Origin of the sequence: Bacillus sp. FSL M7-1020 (genome assembly GCF_038050415.1) — a bacterium.
Taxonomy (GTDB): Bacteria; Bacillota; Bacilli; order Bacillales; family Bacillaceae_G; genus Bacillus_A; species Bacillus_A toyonensis.
The window spans coordinates 53,451-67,726 of sequence record NZ_JBBOTW010000002.1; the positions used below are offsets into that span (position 1 = coordinate 53,451).

Annotated in this window: 10 protein-coding genes and 3 pseudogenes; 5 read left to right on the forward strand and 8 right to left on the reverse strand. The window is 30.6% G+C overall.

Translation table 11 applies throughout. The features are described from left to right. Nucleotides 1-126: 126 nt before the first annotated feature. From MHB70_RS26930 to MHB70_RS26940, 3 genes are all read left to right on the forward strand, one after another. Nucleotides 127-1,020, forward strand: a complete 894-nt coding sequence (locus MHB70_RS26930; protein ID WP_061530410.1) for a LysR family transcriptional regulator — start codon at nt 127-129, stop codon at nt 1,018-1,020. Nucleotides 1,021-2,126: 1,106 nt separating this feature from the next. Then, the gene (locus MHB70_RS26935; RefSeq protein ID WP_230306537.1) at nt 2,127-2,279 is read left to right on the forward strand and encodes a hypothetical protein; all 153 of its coding nucleotides are present in this window, start codon (nt 2,127-2,129) and stop codon (nt 2,277-2,279) included. Between the two features lie 412 nt (nt 2,280-2,691). Beyond that, nucleotides 2,692-3,975, forward strand: coding sequence for a D-alanyl-D-alanine carboxypeptidase family protein (locus MHB70_RS26940; protein WP_061530409.1), 1,284 nt, complete (start codon nt 2,692-2,694; stop codon nt 3,973-3,975). A 262-nt stretch (nt 3,976-4,237) separates the two neighbouring features. On the opposite strand, the pseudogene MHB70_RS26945 reads toward MHB70_RS26940, so the two are convergent. Beyond that, a pseudogene (locus tag MHB70_RS26945) lies at nt 4,238-4,385 on the reverse strand (IS4 family transposase); the annotation flags it as partial. Nucleotides 4,386-4,544: 159 nt separating this feature from the next. Here MHB70_RS26945 and MHB70_RS26950 point away from each other — a divergent pair. Then, nucleotides 4,545-5,366: a peptidoglycan-N-acetylglucosamine deacetylase gene (locus MHB70_RS26950; RefSeq protein ID WP_061530408.1), complete on the forward strand. Its 822-nt coding sequence runs from the start codon at nt 4,545-4,547 to the stop codon at nt 5,364-5,366. Between the two features lie 434 nt (nt 5,367-5,800). Here MHB70_RS26950 and xerS read toward each other — a convergent pair whose 3' ends face one another. From xerS to MHB70_RS26965, 3 genes and pseudogenes are all read right to left on the reverse strand, one after another. Continuing rightward, nucleotides 5,801-6,877, reverse strand: coding sequence for a tyrosine recombinase XerS (xerS, locus tag MHB70_RS26955; RefSeq protein ID WP_061530407.1), 1,077 nt, complete (start codon nt 6,875-6,877; stop codon nt 5,801-5,803). Between the two features lie 1,089 nt (nt 6,878-7,966). Continuing rightward, nucleotides 7,967-8,067: pseudogene (locus MHB70_RS26960) on the reverse strand (DUF4879 domain-containing protein); the annotation flags it as partial. Between the two features lie 55 nt (nt 8,068-8,122). Next, a pseudogene (locus tag MHB70_RS26965) lies at nt 8,123-8,251 on the reverse strand (colicin E3/pyocin S6 family cytotoxin); the annotation flags it as partial. A 352-nt stretch (nt 8,252-8,603) separates the two neighbouring features. On the opposite strand from MHB70_RS26965, the gene MHB70_RS26970 reads away from it, so the two are divergent. Then, nucleotides 8,604-9,365, forward strand: a complete 762-nt coding sequence (locus MHB70_RS26970) for a hypothetical protein (protein WP_061530406.1) — start codon at nt 8,604-8,606, stop codon at nt 9,363-9,365. A gap of 439 nt (nt 9,366-9,804) precedes the next feature. Here MHB70_RS26970 and MHB70_RS26975 read toward each other — a convergent pair whose 3' ends face one another. The 4 genes from MHB70_RS26975 to MHB70_RS26990 all read right to left on the reverse strand — a co-directional run bounded on the left by MHB70_RS26975 (nt 9,805) and on the right by MHB70_RS26990 (nt 14,120). Next, nucleotides 9,805-11,157 (reverse strand): ANL family adenylate-forming protein, encoded by a 1,353-nt coding sequence (locus MHB70_RS26975; protein WP_061530405.1) that lies wholly within the window; start codon nt 11,155-11,157, stop codon nt 9,805-9,807. Between the two features lie 38 nt (nt 11,158-11,195). Continuing rightward, on the reverse strand, nt 11,196-11,513 hold the full coding sequence (locus MHB70_RS26980) for a hypothetical protein (RefSeq protein ID WP_061530404.1): 318 nt from the start codon (nt 11,511-11,513) through the stop codon (nt 11,196-11,198). Nucleotides 11,514-11,680: 167 nt separating this feature from the next. Next, complete coding sequence (locus tag MHB70_RS26985; RefSeq protein ID WP_061530403.1) at nt 11,681-12,769, reverse strand: hypothetical protein; 1,089 nt, start codon at nt 12,767-12,769, stop codon at nt 11,681-11,683. A gap of 28 nt (nt 12,770-12,797) precedes the next feature. Continuing rightward, entirely contained in the window at nt 12,798-14,120 is a 1,323-nt protein-coding gene (locus MHB70_RS26990) for an alpha/beta hydrolase (protein WP_061530402.1), read from the reverse strand. Nucleotides 14,121-14,276 lie beyond the last annotated feature (156 nt).

Sequence of the window (14,276 nt, forward strand, 5' to 3'; positions counted from 1 at the left end):
TATACAAAATTGTTATTAATTGAAAGATTAATAACAACTATCTGTATTGTAACTCTATTTATAATTCATTAAAATTTAGATATATTTACTAATAATTAAGTAAATCTTAATAAAGGGAGTATTAAGATGAATTTTGAACAAATGGAGTATATCGTAGCGGTAGCGAATACTGGATCATTTACTAAGGCTGCACTCCAGTCTCACGTTACTTTATCAGCAATTAGTCAATCTATTTCTTTGTTAGAAAATGAGCTGGGAGTAAAACTTTTCGCACGTTCACGGGGGTTGGGGGCAGTTCCCACTTCCGAGGGGAAATCAATTATAAAAAGAGCTAGTGGTATTCTATTACAAGTAAAAGAATTGAAAGAAGAAGCGCAAATCTACAATCATACTTTAAACGGGGAGTTAAGAATTGCGACAATCCCTGGGCCTATGCATGTACTAATAAATATTATTTCGAAATTCAAAAAGGAGCATCCTTATGTAAATATAAAGGTTTATGAAAAGGATCATAAAAAAATACTAGAAGACCTTCAACAAGGTGAGATTGATATTGGATTTATCGCATCTTCAGAGAAGTTTAGAGAGAGGAACAATAATTTTACATTTAATAAAATTATTGATGCTAAAATAGTTGTAGGAGTTAATAAAAATTCTTCACTTGCATTAGAGAAAATCCTTGTACCAGAACAGTTAGTAAATCAGGCTTTGGTTTTATATGATGATGAATACATTCGAGACAGCATTAAAAAATTATTTTCAAAGCATGGGAATGTGGATATATTATTCATCTCTAATAATACGCAAGCAATAGAAAATGCAGTGAAGCAAGAACTAGCTATTACAATTGGATTGGATTATTCATTCAAACATAATCTATTAAATAATCAAAAAGAAATAGTTTCCATTGAATTAGATGTACCTAACCTTGAGCCTCTTTCTTATGGATGGCTTCTTTGTAACGACAAGCAACCTTCAAACATACTAGTGAGGTTTATTAATAAGCTTCAGTTTGAGTAGAAGATTAGTTTAAATTGCTTAGTAGACGGTATAAATGAACTTTATTAAAAATTAAGCTATTATTATCTGAGGTCCCTCCACATCGCCATCAAGATCGAGAAACTATTTTTAAAGTTGAGCCAATGGGATACAAAGACGGTTAATATCCGTTTTGTTAATTTTTGTAAATGATTACAGATAATACATTCAGCTATTTTGAGTAATATTGTTAAAACAATTAATAATCTAAAAATAAAGGGGTCATATATTAAGATTATAAAAATCCGATATCCTTTAACTTTTAATTATGCCAGTAAAGGGCTAGAGATTAACTATTGAAATAGATAGTCTCTAGCTTTTTTATTAGTGGAGAGAAAAGGGTGTGGCAAAGGGAAAAATTATTAATTATTTTTCACTCTAACAGAGACACATTAAAAATGTATCTCTTTATTTTAGAACCTACCTTAATCATTTATTCCATGATAAAAGTGGGAATGTTCAACATTTATCCTCAGAAGACTCTTTAATTCCTTTAAAATTTTCAGACATTTAAAATCCTCCGTTTAAAAAATAAAACACGTGCTTTATTCCACTTACTTCTTTTTATCATACAAAAATAAAAATAGAGGCTATTAGATTAGGCTTTTTAGTGGCTCCATTAAAGCGCCCGACGGCAGTATAAAGTTCCTAAAAGTGCAACCCCAACATGTAAATAATTCACAATCACTGTCACTCCATGCTTTGTTAATAATGCCCAATATTTCAATTCATCTATTAGTCATAATTCCCGTATCTAATAACACCAATAATTAATAACAACACTAATAAAAAAATGCATATAGTTCCAATTGAAGCTAAAACATTAAGGATTTTATTAACTTTTGGGATTCTTCCACATCTCTATCAAGCTATACTTTTAAAATAGGAAATTTCTTATATAGAAGTTTCCTATTTCTTTATAAAATCTTTAATTTATCTTTCTTTTAATTTAAATAATCTACTTTAAACTCAAGGTGAGTTAAGAAAAAAGGGATGACAAATAATTTATTAAAAAGATTAGGCAATGTGAACAAAACGTTGCTTAAACATAGATTTTTTAGACTTATTAAATTTTCGGAGGTGAAAAAATGAGACATAAAGTATTCGTGTGGTATGGTAGTAAATCTGCTGAACATGAGATTTCATTAGAATCAGCCTTAAATGTATTAAATGTATTAAATAAAAATCAGTATGATGTATATATTACACGAGAAGGAAAGTGGAGCAAAACAGGATGGTAAAAGGATGATTTCTGTTGTAATGGGGACTAGTAATTATTCTCATATGGATTTAATAAATTTTATATACCTTTTCTTTAATAGGATACCACCATATGCGGTGCACACTGATTTCATTTTTTTGTGAATGTGGAACAAATGTATTACTTAGATTGTCTATTAAGTGTAATCCTTAAAAACATGTGGATATCGGTATGACTCTTGAAGAATTTGCAGGGACCACTAATCGTTAAGGTGATAAAACTGCAGGAGACTAACTGATTCGTGTTAGCGCCTAAAAGATTGAGATGAGATGGTCTATTTAAAAAGGATTCTAATGTCTTATATTTATATAGGATTTGATAACACTGTCTATTTTTTGGCGGATTATGTTAGAATAACGTTTTTTGAGTACATGATATTGGAGGTAACAGAAGTGAGAGGTATGTTTTGCAAGAGATTCATTGCAATAGTAACAGTGCTTACACTATTTTGTAGCATGTTTGTTACATATGGAAGTGTATCAGCAGAAACAGGATCTGCATTAAATATTGAAGCAGGTGCAGCAATATTAGTAGAAGCAGATTCCGGGAAAATTTTGTATCAAAAAAATGCGGATGAACTATTAGCAATTGCTAGTATGACAAAAATGATGAGTGAGTACTTAGTTAGTGAAGCTATAGCTAAAGGGAAACTTAAGTGGGATCAGAAAATTAAAGTTTCTAAATACGCACACGAAGTTTCACAAGATCGCTCATTATCAAATGTGCCCCTAGAAAACGGTGGTTATTATACGGTAAGAGAACTATACGAGGCAATGGCAATTTGCTCTGCCAATGGTGCGACAATTGCTTTAGCTGAAGCAATTGCTGGAAAAGAAGTCGATTTCGTAAAAATGATGAACGATAAGTCGAAAGAATTTGGATTGAAAAATTATAAATTTGTAAACTCTACAGGCTTAACAAACTTTGATTTAAAAGGACAGCATCCTGAAGGGACAACTCCAGATGACAAAAATAAAATGTCTGCAAGAGATTGTGCGGTTTTAGCACAACGTTTGATTCAAGATTTCCCGCAAATATTAGAAACAGCAAAAATCCCGAAAAAAACATTCCAAAAGGGCGGCAAGTATCCAATTGATATGGCGAACTCGAACTGGATGTTAAAAGGTTTAATTAAGCAATACGAAGGTGTTGATGGCTTGAAAACAGGAACAACTCCAGAAGCCGGGGACTGTTTCACTGGCACAGTAGAAAGAAACGGTATGCGTCTTATCTCTGTAGTGATTAAAACAAAATCTCATACAGCACGTTTTGATGAAACAAAGAAATTATATGATTATGGATTTGCGAATTTTGAAGTAAAAAAGGCCTATGAAAAAAATTCAGCAGTAAAAGGGCATGAAACAGTGCGGATAGAAAATGCAAAAGATAAAGATGTAGCAGTTCAAACGAAACAAGCTGTTTCACTTCCGATGCCAAAGGGGAGCATAGACGTTTATAAAAAAGAATTTAAAGTATCGAATAAAGAACAAGAAGCGCCTATCAAAAAAGGTGTAACAATTAGCCAAATGATTATAGTGCCTAATGATAGTACAGATCCTGGATTCTTATCAGGTAAATCATTACAAGTAGACCTTGTAACAAAATCTGAAGTAGAACAAGCTAATTGGTTTACACGTTTTATGCGCGAAATCGGTTCTTTCTTTAGCGGTAAATAAAGACAACTCTTGTTTTTAATGCATATTCATAAGAAGCACGTCACCCTCTCTTGTAAATGTAATAAAATAGTAATCAACTTTTTGTTTTAGGAATAGTGCAAATTCTTAAGTTGATGAATGTAGGGTATCGCCACACGCTCATCAACTTAAGAACGGAAACAAAATGAACTTTCGTTCAAATAAACTACAACACTCTTAAAACATTCTTTATTCTTAAAAATGAGCGTGCCAAATAAACCTAAATAGGTATCGTTTTTAAAGATTATGCAGCCTTCTTTTGTTTTTTAAGTCCACTATATTCATAGACAACACCTATAAATATCAAAGACTGTTTTCTTCTCATATCGATGAGATTTCCGCCCGTTTTTTTGTAGTAGGTGGAATAGACGGATTAGACTCTCTGTTAAATCAAGGATTACATCTTTAGCGCACAGAGCACACAAAATGTTGATGCTATCCATTCATAAAGTCTATTAATATTTACTTGTAGGAACGAAAAAAATTGAATATATTTAAATATAAATAGAAGTATTATAGATAAATGCTATTAAAGAAAGGAATTTCATAGAATGGGAAATGTATTAAATGTAAAAAGCGTTATAGTCACAATAGTGGCTATTATTGCAATCGCAATTGGGTATTTTATGTTTCAATCAATTACTTCACCGGCTAGAGCAGTAGCCAGCCAAGTAAATGCAGTACACCTTGCAGGTGAACAGTCGAAAGTGGAGAGGAATAAGGCTGCACCAGTTCAATTTAATGGTCAAGTGAGGAAAATTGCTTATCTTACATTTGATGATGGTCCAGGAAAATATACAGCTGAATTGTTAAATATATTAAAACAAAATGATACAAAAGCAACTTTTTTCTTAATTGGTGCAAATGTAAAGCAGTATCCTGATTTAGTAAAACGTGAAAAAGCAGAAGGGCACTATGTTGGTATGCATAGTATGACACACAATTCCAAGAAGTTATATACAAATGGCGAGTATGTCAATGAAATGAAAGAAAATCAGGGGTTAATAGCAAATATTATTGGTGAATCACCAAAACTAACACGTCCTCCCTATGGTTCTTCGCCTGGATTAAATGAAGCACTTCGTAATAAGGTTGTAGAAAGTGGTTTAAGAGTTTGGGATTGGACGATAGATACTTCAGACTGGAGATATGGTAACATGCCAGTGGATGCTGCAGCGGCAAAAATTGCTGAAAGTGTAATTACAGGTGCAACAAAGCCCAAAGAAGTTATTTTAATGCATGATATTCATCCACAATCTGTTGCAGCAATACCAGCAATAATAGAAGGATTAAAAGCAAAAGGTTATGAATTTGAAGCATATCATGAAGAAGAGCACTTTGCATTAAACTTTTGGCATGATAAGCGTATATAGCATGGGAAAAAAATGAAGCTGACTTATAAAAAAGAGTTCTGTTGCATATATTTCAAAAAAACTTGTGAAATTCGAGTTTTCTTGCAAGTTTTTTTGAAAAGACAGGTGTAATTTCTCTTTATAATTCCTTGTCAAATGATTGTAATTCATCTTTAATTATGGGATTCATAAAAAACGTTATTCTTTCTAATCTAGCTTATTTAGAAAGAATAACGTTTTTTGATACTTACGATAAATTTGATACAAATATTACTTCAGATTAAGTAGACATAAAGGACAAGTAAATATGAAATAAACGTTTTTATATACCAATTAATTTGAATTATATATTTTTTACACAATAAAGTTACATTCTAAGCGGAATATATATATAACATTTAATATAAGAGCTATGAAAAAGAATAAGAGTTTAGCAATGCAAGATTGCTAAACTCTTATTCTTTTTCTTTTCCTATTCTTCCTAGACTATCTTTAATAGTTGTTTCTCCAAGTTGAGTGTATAACAAAGCTGTATCTTGACTAGTATGCCCAAGTTGCTGCATGACTTGTAATGAGTCTTTTTCTTCCATATATAATTTATTTGCCAATGTATGTCTTAATTTATGAGGAGACATTTTTTTGCCATAGGCCTTAGTATATTTTTCTACTATATCTTGGATAGCCCTAACGGAAAGTGGCTGTGCAGTATGTTTATACTTTGATAAAAACACATTTTTTAATTCTTTTCCTGGAGCATATTTGTTATCTCTGATTTCCATATACCTTTCAAGATCATTCAATGCAATTGGGGTAATCCAAACAGAATCTTCTTTGTTTCCTTTTCGGATTACATCAATTAGTCTTTCTTTTAAGTTTATATCTTCTATACGAAGATCGGCTAATTCGCTTACTCGAATACCACTACCAAGAAAGAGGGAGAGGATAGCTACATCACGATCTTTATCTCTTAGGAAATAGAACAACTGATGTTTTGTTAAAGATTTTTCATGTTCATACTTAACGTAATTTAAAAACTCTTGATCATCATCATTATGAAATATTTTAGATCTCATACGTTTTGCACGAGCATTTAATGTTTCTTTATCTTTATGTATTTCTATTTTAGCCATTACATTTCTATAAAAATAACATTCTCCATCTTCATTTTCTGATAGGGAGGTAAGGTACTTAAATAAAGACTTTAAGGCTGAAATTTTTCTGTTAACAGAGGAATTCTGCATGTTTTGTTGTAGTTTTAGAAATCTCATAAAGTTCTCAACATCTTTTTTCTTTAAATTCTCCAAATCAGAGAAGGATATGTCTTTAATGGGCTTAAATTCAATAATTTGTTCAGATAATAGCCAATTAAAGAAGACTCTAAAATCATATACATAATTCAATAGGGTGGAGGGAGAGGCATCATGCAATTCTTTGTACTCCACAAATTCTTCTATGTAAAAAGGCATTTCCTTTAAATTCTCGTATAATTTCTTACGATGTACGGATTTTTGACGTTGCTTGCTGTATTCCATAAAAATCACCTCATATATACTATAACAGAAAAGAATAGCGAACACAAGTTCGCATTAAATTCAATTTTTACACAAACTTATTTACATAATTAAATTATGAAATACTAAAATATGCTCAAAACGGAATGGTATAGTGTAGTTAGTCAAATGAAAATTTTAGCTAACTAGGTGATAAATTTGTATATGACCATAAAAATTAGTGCAAAAACTACATATAAATGTATGTAAAATAAAACAATTTTTATATATAAATTTATACAAAAAATCAATATATGAAAACAGTTTAAAGTTCGTTATCTAACATGAATTGGTTAATTTAATCATAATTATGAGGAGTTAATTAGATCAACATAAGAAAAAATCCTATATAGTAAAAGGTAATTTACTATGAATAATTTCAATTCATATTTCAGTATTTAATGATTTCTATATAAAATATGAATTATATAGACACATACCAATATACTGAGATTCATGTAATTGAGCTCGAAATCCCTAAATACTGTATTAGATTTTTATTTACATACCTTATTATTCGTAAAATTGGTATTTCGTGCGAAGTTATACAGTCTTTATTTTTTTCTTTTTTTATAATACTCTTATGTTAATCCAATAAAATGCATCATTCCCTTTCATCAGTATGAATATCTTCTAGTTTCAAATACATTCACCTATACATATTATATTGATTACATGGTTGCTTATAGGCTATAGCTAGCATGTAAATACACTTTAACAAAAACAGTTAACTTTAACCCCTTAAGACTAAATAGCTTGTGTTGTACTCAAAACTTAATAGTGCGTGATGTCGATAGAGAGTGTTTCCTTTAGTTCTTTTGCATCCAAGGTTTTTTTATTGTACTTGCTTTAGGTAAACATTCAGTTTAGTTTCATTCAAATGCAGATTTTAAAATATAGCTACAAAATTTTTCTCCCGTCTCAATAAGTTAAGTGTTCTTTTCATTACGAGATTAGTTTCACTCTTTTTTTAAAACTTATCTATAAAATTTTTTATATAAACATGGCAACTTTATTCAAAACATCATATTTTTTATAAGTGGTACAACTTTATTTCAAATCTACATTCTACTTATGATACCAACCAACGATTGGTTTTCCGCCAATTAAAGTGAATCCATTCATTTTTACAAATGGGTTTTGACCTATTCCATTTCTTTTGTGGTAAAATATTGGATTGCTTTTTTTACTAATTCATTCATAAATGAACCCTTTCTTAACCCATTTTCAAACCATGTCCCCAGATTTGTCCGCAGGTTTTGTTGAGTTTAAATTGAAGTCTACTTCTCCCTGGTGTTTTCCTTTTTTATTAAGTATTTCAAATCTACCATGTTGTGTATCTAAAGCATAAAGATTAGTTGATTTTGAATCATCATAGTCAAAATTTAAACAGAGATATAGAGTAAACTAGTTAATGGTATTCTTTATTCTACTAATATCCCCTAGAAAGTCTGAATTAACTCTAATATTTATTAGTTAGATTTATTAATTATAGCCTTCTATTTTCCTAAAATTCAATTAAATATTTATAAATTTCTAACGAGTATTTATTGATAGGAATCCTGCAGTGAAAAATGGAATTTATTCTCAAAAGTGATTATTTATTGTATCTGTCAAACGATTAGTTTATCTTCTCCTCATATTTCAATTGCTTTTCCACCACGATCAAACAAATAAATAAAATCACGGATAAGTAAGGAGTATTAGTATGATTATACAAGAAAAATTATCTTTTTCAGATCTAGATTCATTAGATTCAACTACAGATTCCATAATGGACGCGTTTAAAGATCTTTATGGAATACTTCCTGATGAAATCGCAGTAAATAATGAGACGTTTCCAATTCATAATAAGCCTGCAATTACTGAACATTATGGTCACGCTTGTTATAAAATGCTTGGCCCTTTTATATTTCGCAATATTGAAGAGCCTTCAAAGAATGAAGTAAGCCTAGGGGAACAATTTGTATTTAATCCGAATAATGAAGAAGCAGAAATTGTAGTCTCAATAAAAGAGCAATGGGCTAATATTCAATCTTGGACTTCGGTATCTACTACAGGTTTAACTTTAACATCAGATTTTATCATGTCAGGTGAATTTCAATCCGGTAACAAATTTAATATTTCAACTTTTGTGGGAGAAAGTAATTCAAAATCAATCATTACCTCTCCTTCCATTGAGCGTTCTATTAAAGTACCTCCAAATAGTAAGATGAAGATAACAACAATCGGCACATTAATTACAGAAATTCTACATTTTCAATCAATTATATCGGTACACGGTATGTTTGGTGCATGTTTTCCACGGATGGTCCGTGGGCATTATGTTGGATTCAAAAGCGCTGGTCACATCCTAAATAAAACATTTGGATCCATTAAAGGTTCCATTAATAATACAGCAATTCAGGATATTCAAATACAAACTGGAGAAGTCGAACCTTATTTCATTAAACTAAAAGTTGGAAAATAAAAACCAATGCATTTCAACCTTATTTTCTATACTTTTGGCTGGACCGATTATTACCATAAAATTCAATAAAGGATTTATATGAGGGTTTGAATTTGAGTTATTTTTAGCTGTATCTTTATTTTTTGTATTAACTAACATCCAATCTATTTCCTTAGATACATTACTACTAAATCATAAAACTAAGCAACAGCAAACTTTATAAGTACACTAACAAAAATAAAGCTTCTCCCCAACACTTCATTATTTGTGTTAAGGAGAAGCTTATTTATGCGAAACTTTTAATTAAATTAAAAACAAGCCAATTCGAAAAAGGATAAGATAACATATCCCAGACGTAAGTCAGGCCACTCTATTTCCTAAATTAAAAGAACTTAAATAGAAGTACTTTTTTATTTGTATTTTAATCTAAGGCGACCTCTCCCTATTATAAAAACTATAATTACATAAATACTTTCTTATTTTTTTTAAACCTATCTGTATGCATTTTCTCAGTTGTTAGAACCACTTTCTGTGGAATCTTATATACTGGTAGTTTATCTTTACAGAACTCTCTCAATCGCTTTCTAAATTCACTTACAGTTTCATTCGTATTCAATTTAACAACAGCCTTAACCATTTGCCCCGTGATTACATTTTTTTCACCAACTACGGCGACTTCTTCTACTCCACTCATTAGCTGTATTACATTTTCAACTTCAGCTGGAAATACTTTTTCTCCGCCAATATTTATAAGCTCTGATTTTCTTCCTAAGATTTTAATATAATCTCCGTCTACTTCCACCATATCGCCTGTCATAAGCCAGCCATCTATGGTAAATGGGCTTGGAGCATTAATATAACCAATCATCGTAGACACTGATTTAACCTGCAACATTCCATCCACAACTCTTGTCTCAATATTCCCATCGCTTAGTTTGATCCACAAAGAATCATTCGATTTAGATTGTGAATATAAAACCCCCAATTCTGACAAGCCATACATTTGTATAATTTTAATGTGAGGGAATATTTCGTTTATTTTATTTAATGTAGCCTCCGGCATAACTTCTGATCCATAAGAAATAGTCTGTAAACTATTTAATTTATACTTTTTATAAACTTCACTCAGTATAAGTAAATTTATAAAAGTTGGTGATGCGGGTAAAGCTTGCACTTGATGTTTCTCAATCATATTACATACTTGATTAGGGGTACGATCATCTATAATTACCAAACACCCTAGGCTAGAAAGAATTTGGAAAAGCGTATTAACTCCTCCAATATGATCAAATAACATAAATGGTATAACCCGCTTTGCACTTCTTGCAACGCTGTACTTCTTTTGAAGTAATGTAAAGTCATGTACAATTGCTTTACTGCGTCCAGTTGTGCCAGATGAAAACAATACTAATCCTGGATGTTTTAACTTTTTCAGTTGTAATAATAATTCATTTTGAATGTAATCTCTTTGCATATTAATGATTTCAAAACATCCACTTTCAACTTTAATCACTTTTTCTAATTCAACTATTTCGTAGTATTCTTTCTTCTTGCTGTCAACCAAGGAATTTAAGATTGGTACTACTGTACATCCTAATTCAATAAGTGCTAAAAACATTGCTATGGAATATGGAGAATAGTCCGCTTCTAAAGAGACTATTTTATACTCCATCTTTCTATGTTCATTTAACTCCCTAGTATAAATCTTTGTTTGATTTAGTAACCACTCATACGTGTAAGTTTTATCCTCCCAAACAATAGCTTCGCATTCTTTGTTCAGTTCAAACCTTTCTAATAAAAAATCAATGTGCATACCCAACCTCCTTTTAAGTTTTATCCTTTATTATTTTGCTATGTTAGTGATTTTAATGTTTCCTGGGATTCTATGATATACGTAACTAATGTATCTATTGTTTTAAATGGACTATTATGTTGTGACATTGTATCTAAATTAACCAAATCAACGGATAAACCCAATTCATCTTCTAATCCTTGTTCAATACTTACCAGCAAAGATACCAGTCCCAACGAATCTAAATACCCTTCCCAATCATAAAGATGTGCTTTCAAGCCTTTTTCAAGATCAATTTTATTTTCAAGATTTTCATTCACTTCTTCAACACAGCACAATACGATTTGAATAATCTTTTCTTTATTAGTATTTTCCAAGTAAATGCACTCCTTTTTATAAATCATTTTTTACTATGAAGATTTCCTTCCAACACCTGTAGAAGTGTTTAACATGAACACTAGATACACGTTTTCATCTACTACTAAGATACATAAGTATACACATAGTAGTTCCCTTACTTTACTTCTCAATTATCTCTTCTCTATCAAGACTGGAGACTATAATTATGTTGCAGAAGAAATAAAATATTCTCATGTAATACACTCTCTCTAGTAATAACATCCATCATTATCAAATTAAAAGATTCAAGATCACTTAAGTTACTATCTTTTTTTAATAATTTAATATGTGCAATCTTATACAGTCTTTCCCATGATTGCTTTATATCCATTAAGTCACTAGCAAGATGCATAAATTTATCTTTAAATAAATCATTCATATCTATAAGTAAGTCATATAAAAAATATCTACTCCATCTCATATCAAATAAACATTTTAAATACAAAGGAAACATGTTTCGTTGCTTATGAAAATCGGTATTTATATTTTCTTTAAGTTCAAGTGCTGCAATCTTGCCAAAATAATATATCTTATTGTTTTTTCTCATAACTAAACCTCTAATATACTCACTTGATATCTTTTGTAATGTTCTCAAAAAAACATCTCTAATATTTTCTAGGTTTATTTTTTCCTTTATAATCACATTAATTGAGGAGTAAGATGAGATTCTTTCTATTCCTTTTGCCTGAACCAATTCAGGTATACCTCTCCCGCCTTTCCAAAAAGAATGAAACTCCTCAAGTGATATCTCTCCCATATATTTATTAGGGACAGGATCTTGAACAAATACACTATCTTCTGTAAGTTTGTTAATTGCTAAGTAGTGGTCGGTAACATACTTATCCGTATGGATATCTATATGACTCTTTATAAATTTTGGGTTCAAATAATCATTACTATAAGGTAGAAAAAATGTACTTCCTAAGGCAATAAAAACTTCTTGACGATTCAGACATTCTTTTATAAATTGAAGACCTTTTCCAAAATCAGAATATACATTTTTCTCCATACGAAATGTTTGATTATGTTCTAACAACTGTGTATATCTAGCTACAGAAGGTAAAGCTGTAGTAGTATCCACACGGTAAGATGGTATGCTATATAATTCTTCATTTGCTATTAAGCTCATGTAACTAATACTACCCATACTTTTTAATTTATCGTGAAGAATTGGTATATAACATGAATAATAATAAGGAACATCAAAGGTTGGTGTTAATTCCTTCATTTTCACTACAGCACTCACCCCACACTTTTAATTTTTATAGCCCTATCCAGTTCTCGACAGTATAATTTAACTGTAAGTCCTTAGTAGCTTTAAATTTCCTATTTTGAATAGGTTGTCCAAATTTATCCACTTCAAAGAGCCTAAAGCCTCTTGAAAACTTAAACTTGCATGCAAGATCCCTTGGCACTGTAAAATTCCCAGCAAAACGATTTTTTTCTATTCTATCTAGTATCATACCTACACTCATATAAATTCGTTCACCAGCTGGTGTATTTTCAGGTACTTCGACTGTTACGGAAACATCTACAAATTCTGATAATGTTTCTATTACCTTATATTTTTTTGGTATTCCCTTTACACCTTGTGTTACAAAGGTGACTTCGGCTTCTCCTATTTTTTTTGGTATAATCGTTCCATCATTCAAAACATCTAATACGTCTGGGTTATTGACTAAAAACACACCATCTAAATCACTCATTTTAAAGCCACTATCGTACGTCACAATTGGATTAATTTTCACCTTCATTCCAGTTAATCCAACTTCATCTCGCCCATCTAAGGTAACATTAACTATATTCCCTATATCTCCAAAGAAATATATTAATGGAAGATGCATACGATCTCCCCAGTCTTTTTCAAAATGAGCACCATTTGGATCCTGATAAAAAATTAAATTATCTCTATATTTATAACCATTTTTTAATAAAGTTTCTGCAATATCTCTTACGTGTTTCACCAAGAAAAAGCCTTCTGCACTACCTATATCCATCCAAACTTTCAAGTCTTTTTTCCCTTTGTACATCTCATATAATTTTAATTCTGAATGGTCATCTTCGACTTTCACAAAGAATGGAGATATCATCCCTATTTTCCCAAACACTTTAGGATTACGGAAACCGATATTATAAGTTGATAAACCTCCTGCTGAAGAACCTATTAAAGCAGTATTTTTAGCGTCAGACATTGTTCTGAAATTATCATCTATATAAGGTTTCACCTCATTGATTATAAATTTTTCATATAATAAACCTGAGCATTTTATATGTTTATCTGGTGAAATAAAATGGCAAAACTCATTGTTCTCTATAATTCTTTTATGTGCTATACCTACAATTATTATTTTTTGAATTTTACCTTCAAGAATTAGCTCATCAGCTGTCTTGTGGACATTCCAAGATTCATCATTTTTTAGTAAAGGCTCAAATAGACGTTGCCCGGCATGCATATATAATACAGGATACCTTTCCTGTGAATGCTTTTCGTAACCAGGTGGTAAATATACAAATAATTTTCTACTATTTTCTAGTGTTTCAGAGTAAAAATCTTCAATAGTAATCACTTTAGAAGCTTGTACCATAGCAACCTCCAAAATTGTATTTTTCACTTCTCATCATACAGTTCAACACGGATTTTTCAACTCCAAAGCTATACTCTAAAAATCTTTAATATAAATTTTTGATTTAACCCTCAAAACGAAATAGCTCATGGATATAAATTAATATTTTTAATAGCA